This window comes from Nonomuraea sp. MTCD27 (assembly GCF_041950495.1).
Taxonomy (GTDB): domain Bacteria; phylum Actinomycetota; class Actinomycetes; order Streptosporangiales; family Streptosporangiaceae; genus Nonomuraea.
This window is the reverse complement of record NZ_JBGNUW010000018.1, coordinates 51,460-69,413: the sequence shown is the minus strand read 5'-3', so window position 1 is coordinate 69,413 and position 17,954 is coordinate 51,460. Positions and strand designations below refer to the sequence as shown.

Genomic DNA, 17,954 nt, shown 5'->3' with positions numbered 1-17,954 from the left:
TCTGCGGTCGTGACAACCCGAACCCCGGGTGAGACCGTCGAATCCAAGACGGCTGCCTGATGGGGGTACGACTTGGTCCCTGGTTACCGTGAAGTGCGCCAGCTCGGCGCCGGCCGAACCGGCCGCGTGTTCCTCGCCACCTATCAGTCGACCGGCGCGTACGTGGCCATCAAGTACCTGAACGCCACCCTGCGCAGGGACGCCGAGTTCATGGACCGCTTCCGGTCGGACACCCACGAGCTCGTCGAGCTCGACGACCCCAACGTGGTGCGCCTGTACGAGTACGTGGAGACCCCGACCAGGGCCGCCGTGGTCATGGAGCTGGTGGACGGCGTGTCGTTGCGCACGCTGCTGGCCGAGCACGGCCGGACCAGCCCGGAGGCGGCGCTGGCGCTGGTCAAGAGCACGCTGCTGGCCCTGGCCGCCGCCCACGAGAAGGGCGTGCCGCATCGGGACGTCAACCCGGGCAACATCCTGGTCCAGGCCGACGGCACCGGCAAGCTGGCCGACTTCGGCGTGGTGGTGCACGCCGAGGAGCCGGGCGTGCCGGCGGGCAGCCCGGCGTACATGTCGCCCGAGCTGTGGACGCAGGAGCGGGCGGGGCCGCCTGCCGACGTGTACGCCGCGGCGTGCGTGCTGTTCGAGGCGGTCAGGGGGCGGCCGCCCTACCGGGCTAAGGAGGGCCCGGACGGCGAGCGGGACGAGGAGCCGGACGTCCCCGCGCTGCGGGACAAGCACCTGGTGGAGCCGGTGCCGCTGGAAGTGGCGCCGGACACGCTGCGCGATCTGCTCCGGCAGGGCCTGGCCAAGGACCCGGCGACCAGGTACGCCTCGGCCCGGCAGTTCGCGGCGGAGCTGGAGGAGGACGCGGTCGCCGGGTACGGCCCCGACTGGGAGAAGCGGGGGCGGCGGCACCTGGCGGAGCAGGCCACGCTGCTCGCCCTCCGCTTCCCCCTGGCCAGGACCGACCGCGAGGCTCCGGCCATGGCCGGCCTGCGCGACCGGGTACGGCGGATGCCCAGGCTGCCCCCGCAGCTGTGGGTGGCGGGCGCGACGGTGGTGGCGGCGCTGATCGCCATCATCCTGTCCGGCGGCCAGATGCCTCCCGGGCCGGGGGCGATCCTGATGCCGCCTCCCAGGGCCGAGACCCAGGCCGCTCCCGCGCCCACCACCGAACCCCCCGCCGCTCCCAGCCGGACGTCCGCCCCGGCCACCCCCCGCCGCACGCCCACGACCCTCGCGCCGCCGCCACCCCCCACCGGCACGACGACGCCCCCACCCCCGCTCCCCACCGGTCGCCAGGGCGGGACCTCGGTGCCGCTCCCCACCGTGCGGGCCGCCAGCATCGTCCGGTGGAGCGGCACGGCGGGCGCGGTCTCGGTCACGGCGGACGGGACGGGGCCGGTGCGGCTGCGGATCTCGTACACGCGCCGGGACGGGGAGGGCGGGACGGCCAGGACGGTCCGGCGGGAGACCCGGACCCTGCGCGGCAGCACCGCCTACACCAGCGACCTCACGCACGATCCGGGGGCGGTGGCGTGCGGGGAGCGGGCGTACTTCGGGATCCTGGTGATGACGGAACCCGCGGCGGGGAACGGGCCGCAGGTGAGCGAGGTGGCGGCGAACGGCCCCGCCTGCCCGCCGCCCCCCACCCCGACCCGCTCCGCCGACCCCACGCCGACCACGGACCACACCGCCTCCGGCACCGACACCCCCGCCCCGCCCACCTCCGACGCCCCCGCCGCCCAGCCCTCGGACGCCCCCGTCGCCCAGCCCTCGCCCACCCCGTCCACGGCGCCCCTCCGCACGTCCGAGGAGCCTTCGCCCGACCTCCTCCCCGCCACGCCGGACCCGTCGGACCCGTCGGACCCGTCGGACCTGTCGGACCTGTGGGAACCGTCGGACCCGGAGTGAGCGCCACGTGGGGTGCGGCAGCGGGGGTCGGCGCACTGCGGCCAGGCGGGCCTTGTCGGGAAACCAAGCGTGCGCTAGCTTGGCAGCGATGAGCGGTGACACCTCTGCCTACTGGGCCGCCTGCGGGCGCGGCGAGCTGGTCATCCAGCGCTGCACCGCCTGCGACCGCCGCATCCACCTCCCCGAGGCCGCCTGCCCCTGGTGCGGTGGCGACCGGCTCGTGTTCGAGCCCGCCTCCGGCGAGGGCGTGGTGCACACCTACACCGTCGTGCACCGCTCGTTCGCCCCCGCCTACCGGGGCCGCGAACCCTACGTGATGGCCTGGGTGGACCTGCCGGAGGGCGTGCGGGCCTTCGGGCACGTGGTGGAGTGCGCCCCCGAGCAGGTGCGCGTCGGCCTCCCGGTACGCGTGACGTTCCTCGACGACCTTCCCCACTGGAGGCCCGCGTGAAGCTCGGCAACGTGCTGATCCCCGTCGCCGACCTGGACGAGGCGATCGCCTTCTACGGGTTGCCGGTGAAGTTCCGCGACGGCGACCGGTTCGCCGCGCTCGACGGCGGCGGGGTCACCGTCGCGCTGGCCGGGCCGGCCGAGCACGTCACCACCTCGGCCGCCCCGTCGTACAAGGTGGACGACGTCGAGCGGGCCGTGCGGGAGCTGGCGGCGCGCGGCGCCGAGGTGGTGCGGGCGCCCGAGGCCGGGCCGCACGAGACGCGGGCCGTGCTGCGCGACCCCTCAGGGAACGTCTTCGTGCTGTACGCGTCCCTCCCAGCCCCTGCGAGCCCTCCCGAACCCCTCTGATCTGCCCCTCTGATCTGCCCCTCTGATGTGGAGGCACCCCCCATGGCACGATCACCCTACGGCAACTACGGCCACGCGATCCTGACCGCCGGAGCGCTGCGCACGCCCGACCGGGTGGCGCTGACGTACTGCGGTGAGCAGAGCTTCACCTACGACCAGCTCAACCGGAACGTCAACCGCCGCGCCAACGCCCTGCTCGCCGCCGGGATCACGCCGGGCAGGCGGGTGGCGGCGCTGCTCAACGAGACGTTGCGGGTGGCCGAGGTCTACCTGGCGCAGGCCAAGATCGGGGCGGTCACGGCGGCGCTGAACCCGTACTGGCCGGAGGAGACGCTGCGGGACGTGGTGGCGGCCTCCGGGTGCACGGCGTTCGTCCACGACGCGACCGTGGAGGCGGTGGTCGAGCGGATCAGGCCCAGCCTGCCGGAGGTGACCACGTGGATCGACGTGCGGGAGCTGGCCGAGGGGTCGGACGAGGAGCCGCCGCTCGCCGGGTTCCACGACGACCCGCTGGCGCTCTACTACACCTCGGGGACGACCGGGCTGCCCAAGGCGGTCACGCACACGCACGCGTCGTCGCTGGCCACGGCGCAGATCTGGCTGGACGTGCCGCGCGGGCCCGACTCCGTGTTCGGCACGGGCGCGATCATCTGGGGCATCGGCTTCCCGGCCATCGTGGGGCCCGCGCTGTACGCGGGGATGCGGCTGGTGCTGGAGCAGGACTGGGGGCCGGAGAACTTCCTGCGGGTCGTCCCCCGCGAACGGGTCACGCACGTGTCGCAGATCCCCTCGTTCTACGCGGCCCTGCTGGCCTCGGCCGCCCACGAGGGCGTGGACCTGTCCTCGATCCAGGTGATCATGCTGGGCGGCGAGCCGCTGACCGCGACCATGCTCGACCGGATCAAGGCCCGGCTGCCGCAGGCCGGGGTGTTCTCGTACTACGGGCAGACCGAGGCGCCGTACACGTGCATGGGGCGCGTGGACGACGGCTCCACCCCGCTGGGGTCCTCGGGGCGCGCCCGTACGGGGAACGCGGTGCGGATCACCGGCCCCCAGGGGAATTCGGTGATCGACGAGGTCGGCGAGATCAACCTGGCCGGGCCGCACCGGATGGCCGGGTACGACGGCCTGCCGGACAAGACGGCGGAGGTGCTGCGCGGCGACTGGTACGTGGGGGGCGACCTCGGGACGCTCTCCGCCGACGGCGTGCTGCGCGTCCTCGGCCGCAGGGAGGACTCCATCCTCAAGGGCGGCGTCTGGACCCAGCCGGTCGTGATCGAGGAGGCGGCCTCGGCGCTGGACGGGGTGGCCGAGGCCGGCGCGGTCGGGGTTCCCGAGGGGGCGGCGGAGCAGGAGGTGCTGCTGGCCGTCGTACCGCGCGCCGGGCACACCCTCGACGCCTCCAAGCTGGCGCTGGCCCTGGCCGACACCCTGCCCGCGCACCAGCGGCCGGACCGCATCGTGGTGACCGGCGAGCTGCCGCACTCGCAGGACGCCTCCGGCGGGCCCGGCAAGCTGCTGCGCAGGAAGATCCGCGAGCTGCACGGGTGAGCGCGTACGAGCACGAGGTCAAGGCGCTGCTCGCCGCCGCCGGGGTGCCGGTGCCGCGCGGGGTGGTGGTGCGCGACCTCGACTTCGGGGCGGCTCGGGAGCTGAACGAGCCGCTGGTGCTGAAGGCGTTCGGGCCCGGGCTGGTGCACAAGTCCGAGGCCGGGGCCGTGGCGCTGGGGCTGCGGTTCGCGGACCTGGAGGCGGCGGCGGCCGGGATGGAGGCGCGGCTGGAGCCCGCCGGGTTCCTGGTGGAGGAGCAGGCCGCGGCCGGGGTCGAGCTGATCGTGGGGCTGGTGCGCGACCCGGCGTTCGGGCCGGTGCTGCTCGCCGGGCTGGGCGGGGTGTGGACCGAGGCGCTGCGCGACACCGCGCTGCGGCTCTGCCCGATCGCGGAGGGGGACGCGCGGCGCATGCTGGCGTCCCTGCGCGGGGCCGGGCTGCTGGACGGCTGGCGCGGCGGGCCGCCGGTGGACGTGGACGCGGTGGTCAAGCTGCTCATGACGGTGGGCGGGCCGGGAGGGCTGTGGGAGCGGCTGGAGCTGGGCGAGTTCGAGCTGAACCCGGTGATCGCCGGCCCTGCCGGGGTGATCGCGGTCGATGCCCGCCACCTGCCGGGCGAGGCGTCCCCCGGCGAGCCCGTGACGCGCGCGACGGACTTCCTGCCGCTCTTCGAGCCCGGGGCCGTGGCCGTCGCCGGGGCCTCCACGTCCAGGCCGAACTTCGGGAACATGTTCCTCGGCTTCTACCGGGCCGCGGGCGTCCCGCTGGTGGCCGTGCATCCCACGGCGGCCGAGGTGGCGGGGGTGCCGGCCGTGCCGTCGCTGGCCGCGGCGGAGGTGGACTACGCCCTGGTCGCGGTGCCCGCCGAGCGGTGCGCCGAGGTGGTGCGGCAGGCGCGCGGGGTGCCGTTCGTGCAGGTGATGAGCGGCGGGTTCGGGGAGGCCGGCCGGCCGGAGCTTGAGGAGGAGCTCGTCGCGGCGGCGCGGGCGGCGGGGACGCGGCTGCTCGGGCCCAACTGCATGGGCGTGTACTCCCCCAAGGGCCGCCAGACGTTCGTGGGCGGCGGGATGGGACCCGCGGGCACGGTCGCGTTGATCTCCCAGAGCGGCGGGCTCGCCGGAGAGGTGATCAAGGTCGGGGAGCGGCGCGGGCTGGCGTTCAGCCGGGTCGTCACCGTCGGGAACGCGGCCGACGTCACCCCCGCTGAGCTGCTGCGCTGGCTCGCCCGCGACTCCGAGACGCGGGCGGTCGGGCTGTACCTTGAGGATCCGCGGGACGGGCGCGAGCTGTACGCGGCGCTGCGGGACGCGGAGCTGCCCGTGGTGCTGCTGGTCGGCGGGCGCACCGGGCAGGGGCAGCGGGCGGCGGTCTCGCACACGGGCGGCATGGTGAGCGACCGGCGGATCTGGGAGGCGGTGGCCGAGCAGGCGGGGGCGGCGCTGGTGTCCACCCAGGACGACCTGATCGGGGTGCTGGCGTTCTTCCAGGCGCACGGCTCCCGCGTCACCTCGGGGGACGGGGTGCTGGTGGTGGGGCCGAGCGGGGGCGCGAGCGTGCTGGCGGCGGACGCGTTCGACCTGGCCGGGGTGCGGCTGGACGCGCTGCCCGGCGACCGCCTGGACGCGCTGCGCGGGCTCGGGGTGGTGGCGGCGGGCAACCCGCTGGAAGTGCCGGTGGGGCCGCTGGGCCGGGCCGGGCTCGTGGCCGAGGTGATCGACGCGCTCGCGGGGCCGTACCGGGACGTGGTGGCGCACGTGAACGTCCCGGCGTTCTTCACCTACGGGGACAGGACCGAACCCCTGTACGCCTACACCCGCGCCCTCGCCGGAGCCCAGGCCGCGCGGCCCGGGATCAGGGTCACCCTGGTCACCAGGAACGGCGAATGCGCGCCCCCGGGCGTCGAGGACGAGGTAAGGCGGATCGCGGCGGCGGCGGGGATCCCCGTCTACCGCACCATGGAGGCGGCCGCCGTGGCCGTCGCGGCAGGAGGGCGTCATGGGACTGCTTGACGGCAAGGTCGCGCTGATCAGCGGCGGGGCCCGGGGCATGGGGGCGGCGCACGTACGGCTGTTCCTGGAGGAGGGGGCCCGGGTCGTGTTCGGGGACGTGCTGGAGGAGGAGGGCAAGGCGCTGGCGGCGGACACCGGGGCCACGTTCGTGCGGCACGACGTGACGAGCGTGGAGGAGTGGGAGCGTGCCGTCGCGACGGCCACGGAGGTGTACGGCAGGCTGGACGTGCTGGTCAACAACGCTGGGATCCTGCAATTTCGGCGGATAGCCGATATGTCGCCCGAGGAGTTCGACCGGGTGATCAGCGTCAACCTCAAGGGCACCTGGCTGGGGATCAAGTCGGCGATCGAGCCCATGAAGGCGGCCGGGCGCGGGGCCATCGTGAACATCTCCTCGATCGAGGGATACGTCGGCGCCGAGGGGCTGTCGGCGTACTCGGCCTCGAAGTTCGGGATCCGCGGCATCACCAAGTCGGCGGCGCGGGAGCTGGCCAGGTTCAAGATCCGGGTCAACTCGGTGCACCCCGGGGCGATCAACACCGCGATGGCCATGGACCCGGTGATGATGAACGAGGTCGACGGCGAGGCCTTCGTCAAGTCCATGGTCATCAAGCGCTTCGCCAAGCCCGTGGAGGTGTCGCACGTGGTGGCGTTCCTGGCCTCCGACCGGGCCAGCTACTGCACGGGCAGCGAGTTCACCGTGGACGGCGGGCTGCTGACGGGCGCAGGGTACTGAGACCTCACCTCAAGGTAGATCTTTTCTGGTTAAACCACCTAGGCATGGACATTTCTGGCAACATCCTTGACCTGCGGTTTCTATCCCTGGAGTGGCATGGGTCTCTCTTGGGACGTGCTTGACCTGGGGTTACAGCACGGTAGCCTCACTCATCACGGAAGACGACAGGCCTCCGGTCTTGTCACACCAGTCCCTGGTTACCTCTTTACCTAGGGCTGCGTGGATAAACCGGTCTTGCGCGGAAGGTTTCCCCACGCTTCCATGACGCCAGAGATCCAGAAGTACATCGAGCTGCTCGAGAGTCAGGTCGGCTACGCCGAGAAGTCGGGCGCGTACACCAAGTTCGGCGACTGGTACGGCAAGAACGTCGAGTTCGACGCCGACTACAGCTCCGCACCGTGGTGCGACATGTATCTCTCCTGGGCCGCGCACAAGCTCGGCTACGAGGAGTGGATCGGGCAGTTCGCGTGGACGGTGGCGCACGCGGAGTGGTTCAAGGAGCAGGGGGCGTGGGGCAAGACGCCCAAGGTCGGCGCGTTCGTCTTCTACGACTGGAGCGGCTCGAACGACGTCGACAACATCGATCACGTCGGCGTCGTGACGAAGGTCGAGAACGGCCGGATCTTCACGATCGAGGGCAACATCGACGGCGGTGTCGCCAAGCGCAAGGAACGTGACACGAGCAAGGTCGTCGGCTACGGCTACCCGGAGCGGATCAAGTCCCGGCTGGACGAGGCGGCGGCGAAGCGGGCCGAGAAGGAGGCGGCCAAGGATGGCGATCAAGTTGGCACGCTCCAGCTTCCCGAGGAGTCGCTCAGCTCGCTGATCCCCAGGGGCGAGGTGGGGCGGGCCCAGACCCCGCTGGCCGGGGCCGACCGGCTCCAGTCGCAGACCCCCGGGCGGGAGGAGTCGGGTGCCCAGGGGCGTACCGAGGGCCAGACCCCGGAGGAGGCCCAGGGCCGTGCTCAGGAGCAGCCCAAGACCCAGGTCCAGCCGCAGCCCCAGCCCTCCGTCTCCGCCTCGGCGTCGGTGACGACCAGCCCGAGGACGGCGGCCTCCCCCTCGCCCAGCACGGTCAAGAAGGGCAAGCACGCCAAGCCGGCCACGGCGGACACCGAGGCGGCGACCGCCGAGCCCCTTCCGACGCACACCGACGCCTCCGCCACCGGCCCGCTCCCGGCCGTCAGCGCCCCGACGCTGGTCGGCTCGGCCCTGGTGGCCGCCCTCGCGCTGCTCGCCGTGGCCAAGACCCGCCGCATGCGCCTGAGCCCGGTCGCCGCGGCGGGCAAGCCCGCCCGCCCGTCCCGCTCCAAGGCCGGCCGCCGCCGTCGCCGCCGGACGACCACCGTCCCGGTGACGGCCCCATTGACGGCCACGGTGACCGCCCCGATGACCGCCGCGGCCACGGCCGCCCAGCCCTCCCTCGTCACCGCGGGGGCCGCCCGCCCCGCCACGCACCGGAAGCTGCCGCACGAGACCAGGCCGTTCGACCTGGCCACGGACGCCGTGCCGCGGCACCGCAGCACCCGCTCCCACGGCCAGGCAGCCGGCGGCAGCGGCCCGTTCACGCCCGCCTTCGACGACGACCCCTTCGAGCCGGACTTCGACCGGAGCCGGTTCGAGTTCACCGACGAGACCGGGCCGCTGGAGGTCGTCCTCGACACCGGCCCGCTGCAGCGGGTCGTCGACACCGGGCCGTTCGAGCGCATCGTCATCCCCGGGGCCACCAGCGCGTTCGACGCCTTCAGCCCGCCCAGGCGCAGGCGCGGGCACGAGGACGTCCTCGACTCCTCCGAGGCCGCCTACCGGGGTCGCCGGCGCCGCCGTGCCGCCGAGGAGCACGCCACGTTCTCGCCCGACCTGCCGCCTCGGGGCCGCCGGCACCGGCGTCCGGACCACGAGCCGCTCACGCACGACGTCCCGCTGAGAGGGCGCCGCCACCGCCGGTCGGATCACGAACTGGTCGGCGCGACGCGCGCCGGAAGAGGCCGGCACCGGGCCTGAAAAGGTATATCGGGAACTCCCTTTCCGCGGCCGTCGTTGAGCCGTCCAGCGATAGACGAATACGGAAAGTGGGGCCAATTGTCGCCGACCGCCTTACGCACTTCTTCCCTCGGCCTGGCATTGCTCCTGGTCGCCGGATGCGCCGGACCGCCGGAGGAGTTCGTCCCGGAGGCCGTCTGGGAGGAGACCGACGAGGACGAAGGCACAGAGGTCGACCGGGCGGAGATCTGCGTAAGGAAGGCCACCCTGGTCAGGGCCGCGGACCAGCTCTGCGACGACAACAATCCTGGCCACGTTTGGTACTACGTCCCCCTGACCGCGAAAATACCCGCCGTCGGGAAGAAGGCGGGCTCCGGCACATTCGACGCCTCCGATCTGCCGTATCGGGTATCCGAAAAGGGCGGCACGGGAGAGGACATCGTCATTGCCGATGACGAAATGGACCGCATTGAAATCTGCGTGCGGAAACAGACCAGGATCCGGGTCAGGGACGGCCGCTGCGACGACGGTGACACCGGCTACGAGTGGTATTACTTCCCGCCCGACCGCCAGGTCCCCGCGGTGGGCAAGAAGGCGGTGAACGGCTCTTTCCACCGGTCCGACTACTCCGAGACGTTCCGGGCGCGGCCCTACGGCGGCAAGGGCCGCAAGGTCATGCTGGAACCCCCGGACGACGGTACGGGTGCCACGCCGCCGAGAACGACGACGAGGCCGCAGCAGTGCACCACGATCACGACGGGCAGGGTCACGACCCGCCGCTGCTCGTGACGCCGTAGTCGGCGGCGAAGGCGGCCAGCCGGGACACCGCGTCCCGGCTTCGCGTCCAGGGCCGTACGATGAGCCGCTCCACCCCGAGCGCCGCCCACGCGGCCACCTCGTCCGGCGAGGCCAGCGCATACGCGTGCGCCGTCACCGGCACGCCCGGCCCGAGCCGGTCGAGCTGCGGCTTGATCGACTCGATCGTGTGCGGCATGCTGACCCACCCGTCGCACAGCCGCGCCGCCCGGCGCAGGGCGGCGGCCGACTCCCCGCCCGCGAGCACGGGCAGCCGCCGCTGCACCGGCTTGGGTTCGAAGGCCACCTCGGAGAAGGAGTAGAACCGCCCGGAATGGGCGATCACGGGCTCGCTCCAGAGCCGCCTGACCACCTCGATCGCCTCGTCCAGCCGTGCTCCCCTGGTCTCGAACGGCACCCCGGCCACCTCCCACTCCCCCCGGTACCAGCCCGCCCCGACCCCGCAGATGGCGCGCCCCGACGAGACCACGTCCAGGGTGGCGAACGCGCGGGCGGACACGAACGGGTGGCGCAGGGCGAGGAGCTGGACCGCCGTGCCGAGCCGGACGCGCGTGGTGAACGCGGCCAGCCAGCACAGGTACGCGGGCGCGTCGAACAGCGGCGTCGTCGGCTTGATCCCCGGATCGGTGGTGCCCGGGTAGACGGCCAGGGACAGGTCGGTGGCGAAGACGAGGTGCTCGGGCAGCCACACCGACTCGAACCCGAGCTCGTCGGCCGCCACCGCCACGTCCTTCCAGGCGGCCGGGTGCAGCAGGCCGAGCGGGACGCCGAACTTCACGGGTACCTCCGCGGGGAGCCGCCGACGATCTCGGAACGCAGGTGCTCGCGGTGCGCGGCGGTGGTGCCGTACGCGGCCGACAGGGACCAGGCCCGCGCGAGCCAGAACCGCAGGTCCAGCTCCTCGGTGTAGCCGATGGCGCCGTGCACCTGCAGCGCCACCCGCGCCGCCAGCGTGGCGGCCTCCCCGGCGGCGGCCTTGGCGGCGCTCACGTCGCGCCCGGCGCTCGGCACCGCGCCGTCCACGGTCAGGGCCGCCCGGTGGACCAGCGGCGCCGCGAACTCCACCGCCACCGCCACGTCGGCGAGCTGGTGCTTGACCGCCTGGAACGACCCGATCGCCGCCCCGAACTGGGTACGGGCCCGCGCGTAGGAGACGGTCACCGCGAGCAGCTCCCTGGCGACCCCGACGAGCTGCGCGGCCGTCGCCACCGTGCCCCGCCACAGGGCGGCCTCGACGGAGACGGCCGGCGACCCGCCCAGCGGCCCACCCAGCGGCCCGTCGAGCGGCTCCGACGTGTCGAAGGCCACCTCGAACAGCGGCCGGCACGGATCCACCCCGGCCCGGGCGGCCAGGCGCACGGACTCCCCGGCCACCAGCCGCGCCCCGCCGTCCCGCACCACCACGAGCAGGTCGGCCAGGTCGGCGTCCGCCGCGTACGCCTGCCCGGGCGGCAGCACGCCGACGCACACCGTGCCGGAGGCCAGCTTGGGAGCCCCGGGGAGCAGCGACGGCGCCACCACCGCCGTCTCGACGACCGGCCCGGGCAGGCACGCGCGCCCGGTCTCCTCCAGCGCGGGCAGGACGTCGGTCAGCCCGAGCCCCAGCCCGTCGGCCTCGGGAGGCAGCAGCAGCCCGAAGAAGCCGAGCGCGGCCAGCTGCTCCCAGGCCGGGCGGCGCTCGGAGCGCAGCGCGGCGGGCGGGCAGTGCGCCCGCAGCACGTCGCGCACGGTCGCGGCCAGGGCGAGCTGGTCGTCGGTGAATCCGAAGTTCATCGCGGCAGCCCCAGGACCCGTTCGGCGACGATGTTGCGCTGGATCTCGTTCGTGCCCGCGTAGATGGGCCCGGCCAGCGAGAACAGGAACCCGTCCAGCCACTCCTGCGCCCGGTCCCCGAGCAGTTCCAGGGCCAGGGCGTGCATGCGCAGGTCCAGCTCGGACCAGAAGATCTTCCCCATGCTGGCCGCGGACCCGATCTCCTCCCCCGCCATGATCCGGCGGGCCGTCCCGAACGTGTGCAGCCGGTACGCCTCCGCCTCCACCCAGCACCTGGCGGCCCGGTCGGCCAGGGCCGGGTCGGCGGCGTCGCGGGCCAGCGCGACGAGCCGGTCGGCGGTGGCCAGGAAACGTCCGGGGCTGCGCAGGGTCAGGCCGCGTTCGGAGGAGGTGGTGGCCATCGCGATGCGCCAGCCCTCGCCGGCCTGGCCGAGCACCATCGACTCGGGCACGTACACGCCGTCGAAGTGCAGCTCGGCAAAGCCGGGCAGCCCGTCGAGCTGCGCGATCGGCCGCACGCCGACCTCGGACAGGGGGAACAGGAAGTACGTCAGCCCCTTGTGCCGCGTCCCCGAGGTGCGGAAGAGGCCGAACCCGTGGGTGGCGTGGGCGGCGCGCGAGCTCCACGTCTTGTGGCCGGACAGCCGCCAGCCGCCCGGCACGGGCTCGGCGCGGGAGGTGAGGGCGGCCAGGTCGCTGCCGGCCTCCGGCTCCGACCACGCCTGCGCCCACACGTCGTCGCCCCTGGCCATCCTGGGCAGCCAGCGCTCGCGCTGCTCGGCCGTGCCGAACCGCATCAGGGACGGCGCCAGCAGGAAGATGCCGTTCTGGGTGACGCGGGCGGGGGCGCCGGCGGCCCAGTACTCCTCCTCGAAGATCAGCCATTCGATCAGGGAGGCGCCGCGCCCGCCGTACTCCTCGGGCCAGGAGACGACGGACAGCCGCGCGCCCGCCAGCTCGGCCTCCCAGGCGCGGTGGGCGGCGAAGCCCTCGGGGGTGTCCATGGACGGGAGCGGGCCCGGCACGTGCGTCCTGAGCCAGTCGCGAACCTCGGCGCGGAAGTCCCGCTCGGCCGGGGAGAAGTCGAGATCCACGACAACCAACCTAGCGCACGCTTGGTAAGCTCGCCAGGCCGCCGCCCACCGACTTAGTCTGGTCACCGTGCAGGGACTGCTGCTGCGGCTCTCCACGCTCGACGCCGACGCGGAGAGCGCGGTGCGGGTCATCGCCTACTTCGACTCGCTGGTGCGCGACCACGTGAGCGTGCCGGTGCTCCTCGCCGCCACGGCGCGGCTGGCGCAGTGCCCGGTCGGCCTGCTCGACGCGACCACCGGCCGGCGCACGCGCACCTCGCCGGACGGCTCCGCCGACGCGCCCGCCGCCACTCCGGCCCGGGCCAGGGAGCTGAGCTCCGGGCTCGGGGCGGTCTGGATGGAGCGCGAGGGGCCCGCGCACGGGCTCGACGAGATCGTGCTCGAACGGTACGCCGCCGCGGCGGAGGTCACGCTGGAACGTGCCGCCGCGCTGACGCGTACGGGCCAGGACCCGGCGCTGGTGGAGCTGGCGCTGTCGGCCGAGACCGGCGAGGCCGAGCGCGCCCGCGCCCTGCGCCTGCTCGGCTTCGACCCCGCCACGCCGCTGCAGGCCCTGGCGATCGCGCTGCCGGACCGGGGGCTGGCGTCGGGCCTGCGCGCGATGGGCCACCACGTGCGCGAGGCCACCATCGGCGACACCCAGGCCGTCCTGGTGACCACCACCCTCCCACGAGAGGTGCCGGAGGGGGCCAGGGTCGGGATCGGCCCCGAGCTGCCGGGCATCCGGGCGGCCGAGTCGTGGTCGGGCGCGCGGGCCGCCCTGCGCTTCACCGGCCCCCACGACCTGGTGATGCGCTGGTCGGACCTGGGCGCGCTGGCGCTGTTCGCCGACCTGCCGGAGGCGGCGATCGCGGAGCTGGCCGACGTCCGGGCGATGGCGCGGCTCGGCGAGGAGTCGATGCTCGCGGTGCGGGCGCTGTGCCTGGCGGGCTCGATCCGCGGCGCGGCCGGAGCCGTGCACCTGCACCACAGCTCGCTGGCCGCGCGCATCGCCCGCGCCGAGTCGGTGCTCGGCTTCTCGCTGGCCGACCAGCCCGGGCGGATGCGCGCCCACCTGGCCCTGGCCCTGGTCCGCCTGCTCGCCAATCCGCAGGTCAGCGGCGGAACGCCCGCTTGAGCGCGGACATCCGGGCCTGCTGGGCCCGCCGGCTCAGCTCGGCGCCGGGGACCATGATGTCGAACCCGTGGAACGCCCCCGGATAGAGGTGGAACTCGGTCGAGACCCCCGCCTGCGCCAGCCGCCGGGCGTAGTCGAGGCACTCGTCCCTGAACACCTCCAGCTCCCCCACGTCCACGAACGCCGGCGGCAGCCCGGACAGGTCGGTGGCGCGGGCCGGGGCCGCGTACGGGGGGACGTCGTCGGTGCCGGCCCGGTCGCCGAGCAGCGCCGACCAGCCGAAGAGGTTGGCCGACCGGTCCCACACCACGGCCTCGGCGAACTCGTGGCTGGACGGCGTGGTGTTGCGGTCGTCCAGCATCGGGCAGACGAGGAGCTGGAAGGCCACCCCGGGGCCGCCCCGGTCCCGGGCCAGCAGCACGGTCGCGGCGGCCAGCCCGCCGCCCGCGCTGGCGCCGCCCACGGCCAGCCGGTCCGGGTCGATGCCTAGCTCGGCGGCGTTCTTGGCGGTCCAGACCAGCCCGGCGTAGCAGTCTTCGACGGGCGCGGGATGCGGGTGCTCGGGCGCGAGCCGGTAGTCCACGGACACCGCGACGACGCCGAGCCGCTCGACGTAGTCGATCATCATGGCGTCGTCGATCTCCGGCACGCCGATGATCATGCCGCCGCCGTGGATCCAGTAGAGCCCCGGCCGGCCCTCACCCTGCTCCTCCGGCCGATAGATCCGCAGCCGGACGTCCGGCTCCCCCTCAGGACCCGGGACCATGCGGTTCTCGATCGACACCCGCGTGTCGGGGGCGGGCGCGGCGGCCATCATCGCGTTCATCTGCGCCCGCTGCCCGGCGAGGGTCTCGAACGACAGCGCCATGTCGGCCGCTGCGAAAGGGACCTGCTCCATCCCGGCGCGCAGCTCGGGATCGAGGTTGGGGTGCAATGCCATGGGGTTTCCCTTCCAGGGGAACGGTGGGGCTACTTCCTCGATGGTCGGGCCCGCGACCGTGGCGCACAACCGCCATCCGGCGGCGATTACCCGTCTCAGCCCCGCCGTTCGGCGAGCAGCCCGACCACCTGCTCGGCGAGGGGGGCGGCGCTGGCCGGGTTCTGGCCGGTGGCCAGGCGGCCGTCCACGACGACCCGGGCCTGCCAGTTCTCGCCCGGCTCGTGCTTCGCGCCGCGCGCCACCAGCGCGTCGGCCAGCAGGAACGGCACCACGTCCGCCACGCCGCGCTGCTCCTCCTCCGCGTTGGTGAACGCCGCCACCCGCTTGCCCGCCACCAGGTACGAGCCGTCGGACAGCGTGAGGTTCACCAGGGCGGACGGGCCGTGGCAGACGGCCGCCACGACGCCACCGCGCTCGTACACCTCCCGCCCGACGCGGATCACGTCGGCGTCGTCGGGGAAGTCCCACATGGTGCCGTGGCCGCCGGCGTAGAGCACGGCGTCGTAGCGGGAGGGGTCGACGTCGGCCAGGCGGGCGGTGTCGCGCTGCTCGGGCGAGGCGAGGAAGGCCACCTGGGCGGGGTCCTCGGGGTCGTACCCGTCCTGGGGCGGCTCGCCGCCGCGGACGCTGGCGACCTCCACCTCGAACCCGGCCGAGCGGAAGATCTCCCAGGGGTGGGCGGCCTCGGGCACGTAGTATCCGGTCTTCTCCACGCCGCCGAGGTCGTCGTGGCTGGTCAGAGCGATGAGAATGCGCTTGGTCATGCCCCCAGCATCGCCCCGGCCCGCTATCAGCGACAAATCACAGAACCCGCCCCGAGGCATCAGAATACTGATATGTCGCCTCTCTCGCTGGACCTGCTGCGGACCTTCCTCGCGGTGCACAGGACCGGCTCCATCACGGCCGCCGCGCAGACGCTCGGCCTGTCGCAGCCGGCCGTGACCGCGCAGGTCAAGACGCTGGAATCGGTGCTGGACCGGCCGCTGTTCGACCGGCTGCCGCGCGGCGTGGCGCCCACGCCCGCCGCCGACGAGCTGGCCCGGCGGGTGTCGCCCGGGCTCGACTCGCTGGATGAGGTGGTCGAGTCGGAACTGCCCTCCGACGAGGCCGTCCATCTGGGCGGGCCGGCCGAGTTCCTTTGCGAGGAGGTGATGCCGATGCTCGCCCCGCTCGTACGCGACGGGCTGCGGCTGCGCTTCACCCTCGGCCTGTCCGACGACCTGCTGGCCGGCCTCGCGGCGGGGCGGCTGGACCTGGTGCTGTCCACGGTCCGGCCCCGGCTGCGCGGGGTGCGGGCGGACGCGGTCTACGACGAGGAGTTCGTCCTGGTCGCCTCGCCCGAGGTCGCCCGGTCGGTGTCCGGGGCCGGGCCGCGGGAGCTGGCCGGCGTGCCCCTGGTGGCCTACGCCGAGGACCTGCCGATCGTGCGCCGCTACTGGCGTGGCGTGTTCGGCCGCCGTCCCACGATGGCGGCCCAGGTCGTCATCCCCGATCTGCGGGGCGTGCTGAGCGCGGTCCGGGCCGGGGTCGGGGTGTCGGTGCTGCCCGCGTACCTGTGCCGGCGCGACCTGGCCGCCGGCGCGCTGGTCAAGCTGGCGGAGCCGCCGGAGGCGCCGATCAACACCGGCTATCTCGCCGTCCGCTCCGGCGCGCAGGCCAGACCTGCCGTGGCGGAGGTGCGGGCCCATCTCATCCGGTCGTTGCGGGCTGCGCCACCGTATTAGGGGCATGCTGATCGCATGTGCCATTCCACCGACAGCAGGCCGCCCGCCCCGCCCGTCCAGGGCGAGGTGGTCGCGCACGAGCAGATAGAGCTGACCGCCGCCGACGGCAACCGCCTGATGGCCTACCGGGCCGAGCCCGCCGAGCCGAACGGGCGGAGCATGGTGATCCTGCCCGACGTACGCGGGTTGCACCCGTTCTACCGGGACCTGGCCGTGCGGTTCGCGGAGGCGGGGTTCCGTACGATCGCGATCGACTACTTCGGCCGCACCGCCGGGCCGGGCGACCGGGGCGACGACTTCGACTTCATGACGCACGTCAACCAGCTCGCCAACGACCACGTCAGGGCGGACGCGAAGGCGGCCACCGAGGCGCTGGACGGGCCGGTGTTCACGGTGGGCTTCTGCATGGGCGGCGCCCAGTCGTGGCGGCAGGCCGCCGAGGGCAACGGCCTGGCGGGCGGCATCGGCTTCTACGGCGCCCTGCGCTTCATCGACGCGCCCACCACCGGCCCTGGGGCGCCGCTGCTGCTGCTCCGGGGCGGGGCCGACAAGGTGTCCACGCCGGAGGAGTTCGACGCGTACGAGGCCGCGCTCGACCGGGTGGGCACCGAGCACGAGACCCACGTCTACGAGGGCGCCCCGCACTCGTTCTTCGACCGCTCCTACGCCGAGTGGGCCGGCGCCTGCCAGGACGCCTGGCGCCGCATCCTGTCGTTCACCGAGCGGCACTCATGACGTTCGCCGAGCGGCGCTCCTAACCGAGGTAGGCGGCCCTGACGACCGGGTCCTCGCGGATCTCCCCGGGCGCCCCGGCGGCGATCACCTTGCCGAGGTCCAGCACGACGATCCGGTCGCAGGTGTCCATGACGAAGCCCATGTCGTGCTCGACCAGCAGCACGGTCGTGTCCAGGGCCCTGACGACCTCGCCCAGGCGGGCCGTCTGGCCGGTGTCCAGCCCGGAGGTGGGCTCGTCGAGCAGCAGCAGGCGGGGCCGGTCGGCCACGGCCCTGGCCAGCTCGACCAGGCGGCGCTGGCCGACGGGGAGCGCGGCGGCGTACGCGTCGCGCAGCTCGGTGAGCCCGCACAGCTCCAGCACCTCGGCCACGCGCTCGCGCCGCTCGCGCTCCAGCCGCCGCCGGGCCGGCCAGCCGACCAGGTCGGCGGCCAGCCCGCCACCGCCGCCGTGCCAGTCGAGCGCGGCCAGCACGTTGGCGGCCACGGTGAGCCGGCCGAAGACCTGGGTGCGCTGGAACGTGCGGCGCAACCCGGCCCTGGCCCGCCTGACCGGGGACAGGCCGGTCAGGTCCCGGCCGGCCACGCGCACGCGGCCCTCGCTCGGCCTGCGCAGGCCCGACACGACGTCGAACAGCGTGGTCTTGCCGGCCCCGTTCGGCCCGATCACGCCGCAGACCAGGCCCTCGCCGACCTCGAACGACACCTTGTCCAGGGCTCTGACCCCGCCGAAGGCCACCGACACGCTCTCCACGGCCAGCACG

The 17,954-nt window shown here is 74.0% G+C and carries 17 protein-coding genes; 11 read left to right on the top strand and 6 right to left on the bottom strand.

Annotated features, from left to right (window positions below; genetic code table 11):
• Window positions 1–72 precede the first annotated feature (72 nt).
• The 8 genes from ACBJ59_RS42230 (at window position 73) to ACBJ59_RS42195 (ending at window position 9,783) form a co-directional block, all read left to right on the top strand.
• Window positions 73–1,914: a protein kinase gene (locus tag ACBJ59_RS42230; protein WP_375115728.1), complete on the top strand. Its 1,842-nt coding sequence runs from the start codon at window positions 73–75 to the stop codon at window positions 1,912–1,914.
• Window positions 1,915–2,002: 88 nt separating this feature from the next.
• Window positions 2,003–2,365, top strand: coding sequence for a Zn-ribbon domain-containing OB-fold protein (locus ACBJ59_RS42225; RefSeq protein ID WP_375115727.1), 363 nt, complete (start codon window positions 2,003–2,005; stop codon window positions 2,363–2,365).
• Window positions 2,362–2,715 carry a VOC family protein gene (locus tag ACBJ59_RS42220; protein WP_375115726.1) on the top strand — a complete coding sequence of 118 codons (354 nt, stop codon included), beginning with the start codon at window positions 2,362–2,364 and terminating at the stop codon, window positions 2,713–2,715. Before ACBJ59_RS42225 ends, ACBJ59_RS42220 begins: the two co-directional genes overlap by 4 nt.
• 42 nt (window positions 2,716–2,757) lie before the next feature.
• Complete coding sequence (locus ACBJ59_RS42215; RefSeq protein ID WP_375115725.1) at window positions 2,758–4,266, top strand: class I adenylate-forming enzyme family protein; 1,509 nt, start codon at window positions 2,758–2,760, stop codon at window positions 4,264–4,266.
• Window positions 4,263–6,275 (top strand): acetate--CoA ligase family protein, encoded by a 2,013-nt coding sequence (locus ACBJ59_RS42210; RefSeq protein WP_375115724.1) that lies wholly within the window; start codon window positions 4,263–4,265, stop codon window positions 6,273–6,275. The genes ACBJ59_RS42215 and ACBJ59_RS42210 overlap by 4 nt, the downstream gene beginning before the upstream one ends.
• Window positions 6,262–7,011, top strand: coding sequence for a glucose 1-dehydrogenase (locus ACBJ59_RS42205; protein WP_375115723.1), 750 nt, complete (start codon window positions 6,262–6,264; stop codon window positions 7,009–7,011). The genes ACBJ59_RS42210 and ACBJ59_RS42205 overlap by 14 nt, the downstream gene beginning before the upstream one ends.
• 261 nt (window positions 7,012–7,272) lie before the next feature.
• The gene (locus ACBJ59_RS42200; RefSeq protein ID WP_375115722.1) at window positions 7,273–9,015 is read left to right on the top strand and encodes a CHAP domain-containing protein; all 1,743 of its coding nucleotides are present in this window, start codon (window positions 7,273–7,275) and stop codon (window positions 9,013–9,015) included.
• Window positions 9,016–9,093: 78 nt separating this feature from the next.
• Complete coding sequence (locus tag ACBJ59_RS42195; RefSeq protein WP_375115721.1) at window positions 9,094–9,783, top strand: hypothetical protein; 690 nt, start codon at window positions 9,094–9,096, stop codon at window positions 9,781–9,783.
• On the opposite strand, the gene ACBJ59_RS42190 is transcribed toward ACBJ59_RS42195, so the two are convergent.
• Genes ACBJ59_RS42190 through ACBJ59_RS42180 form a run of 3 tightly spaced genes read right to left on the bottom strand, consistent with a single transcriptional unit; the run spans window position 9,761 to window position 12,677 of the window.
• A complete protein-coding gene (locus tag ACBJ59_RS42190; RefSeq protein ID WP_375115720.1) occupies window positions 9,761–10,588 on the bottom strand; it encodes a TIGR03619 family F420-dependent LLM class oxidoreductase in 828 nt (275 codons plus the stop codon). The genes ACBJ59_RS42195 and ACBJ59_RS42190 overlap by 23 nt on opposite strands.
• A complete protein-coding gene (locus ACBJ59_RS42185) occupies window positions 10,585–11,583 on the bottom strand; it encodes an acyl-CoA dehydrogenase family protein (RefSeq protein ID WP_375115719.1) in 999 nt (332 codons plus the stop codon). The genes ACBJ59_RS42190 and ACBJ59_RS42185 overlap by 4 nt, the downstream gene beginning before the upstream one ends.
• A complete protein-coding gene (locus ACBJ59_RS42180; RefSeq protein WP_375115718.1) occupies window positions 11,580–12,677 on the bottom strand; it encodes an acyl-CoA dehydrogenase family protein in 1,098 nt (365 codons plus the stop codon). The genes ACBJ59_RS42185 and ACBJ59_RS42180 overlap by 4 nt, the downstream gene beginning before the upstream one ends.
• A gap of 67 nt (window positions 12,678–12,744) precedes the next feature.
• Here ACBJ59_RS42180 and ACBJ59_RS42175 point away from each other — a divergent pair, with 67 nt between their 5' ends.
• Window positions 12,745–13,794 (top strand): helix-turn-helix domain-containing protein, encoded by a 1,050-nt coding sequence (locus tag ACBJ59_RS42175; protein ID WP_375115717.1) that lies wholly within the window; start codon window positions 12,745–12,747, stop codon window positions 13,792–13,794.
• On the opposite strand, the gene ACBJ59_RS42170 is transcribed toward ACBJ59_RS42175, so the two are convergent.
• Both ACBJ59_RS42170 and ACBJ59_RS42165 read right to left on the bottom strand, forming a co-directional pair.
• On the bottom strand, window positions 13,772–14,734 hold the full coding sequence (locus ACBJ59_RS42170; RefSeq protein ID WP_375115716.1) for an alpha/beta hydrolase: 963 nt from the start codon (window positions 14,732–14,734) through the stop codon (window positions 13,772–13,774). The genes ACBJ59_RS42175 and ACBJ59_RS42170 overlap by 23 nt on opposite strands.
• A gap of 95 nt (window positions 14,735–14,829) precedes the next feature.
• The gene (locus ACBJ59_RS42165; protein WP_375115715.1) at window positions 14,830–15,498 is read right to left on the bottom strand and encodes a type 1 glutamine amidotransferase domain-containing protein; all 669 of its coding nucleotides are present in this window, start codon (window positions 15,496–15,498) and stop codon (window positions 14,830–14,832) included.
• Window positions 15,499–15,570: 72 nt separating this feature from the next.
• Between ACBJ59_RS42165 and ACBJ59_RS42160 the strand changes: the two genes are divergently transcribed.
• Together ACBJ59_RS42160 and ACBJ59_RS42155 are read left to right on the top strand one after the other, a co-directional pair.
• Window positions 15,571–16,458 carry a LysR family transcriptional regulator gene (locus tag ACBJ59_RS42160; protein ID WP_375115714.1) on the top strand — a complete coding sequence of 296 codons (888 nt, stop codon included), beginning with the start codon at window positions 15,571–15,573 and terminating at the stop codon, window positions 16,456–16,458.
• A 15-nt stretch (window positions 16,459–16,473) separates the two neighbouring features.
• The gene (locus tag ACBJ59_RS42155; RefSeq protein WP_375115713.1) at window positions 16,474–17,193 is read left to right on the top strand and encodes a dienelactone hydrolase family protein; all 720 of its coding nucleotides are present in this window, start codon (window positions 16,474–16,476) and stop codon (window positions 17,191–17,193) included.
• A gap of 19 nt (window positions 17,194–17,212) precedes the next feature.
• On the opposite strand, the gene ACBJ59_RS42150 is transcribed toward ACBJ59_RS42155, so the two are convergent.
• Window positions 17,213–17,953 carry an ABC transporter ATP-binding protein gene (locus ACBJ59_RS42150; protein ID WP_364132803.1) on the bottom strand — a complete coding sequence of 247 codons (741 nt, stop codon included), beginning with the start codon at window positions 17,951–17,953 and terminating at the stop codon, window positions 17,213–17,215.
• Window position 17,954: the final 1 nt, after the last annotated feature.

Coding starts and splice junctions, on each gene's coding strand:
- ACBJ59_RS42225 (WP_375115727.1), top strand. CDS start 2,003: ATGAGCGGTGACACCTCTGCCTACTGGGCCGCCTGCGGGCGCGGCGAG.
- ACBJ59_RS42215 (WP_375115725.1), top strand. CDS start 2,758: ATGGCACGATCACCCTACGGCAACTACGGCCACGCGATCCTGACCGCC.
- ACBJ59_RS42205 (WP_375115723.1), top strand. CDS start 6,262: ATGGGACTGCTTGACGGCAAGGTCGCGCTGATCAGCGGCGGGGCCCGG.
- ACBJ59_RS42200 (WP_375115722.1), top strand. CDS start 7,273: ATGACGCCAGAGATCCAGAAGTACATCGAGCTGCTCGAGAGTCAGGTC.
- ACBJ59_RS42185 (WP_375115719.1), bottom strand. CDS start 11,583: ATGAACTTCGGATTCACCGACGACCAGCTCGCCCTGGCCGCGACCGTG.
- ACBJ59_RS42170 (WP_375115716.1), bottom strand. CDS start 14,734: ATGGCATTGCACCCCAACCTCGATCCCGAGCTGCGCGCCGGGATGGAG.
- ACBJ59_RS42165 (WP_375115715.1), bottom strand. CDS start 15,498: ATGACCAAGCGCATTCTCATCGCTCTGACCAGCCACGACGACCTCGGC.
- ACBJ59_RS42160 (WP_375115714.1), top strand. CDS start 15,571: ATGTCGCCTCTCTCGCTGGACCTGCTGCGGACCTTCCTCGCGGTGCAC.
- ACBJ59_RS42155 (WP_375115713.1), top strand. CDS start 16,474: ATGTGCCATTCCACCGACAGCAGGCCGCCCGCCCCGCCCGTCCAGGGC.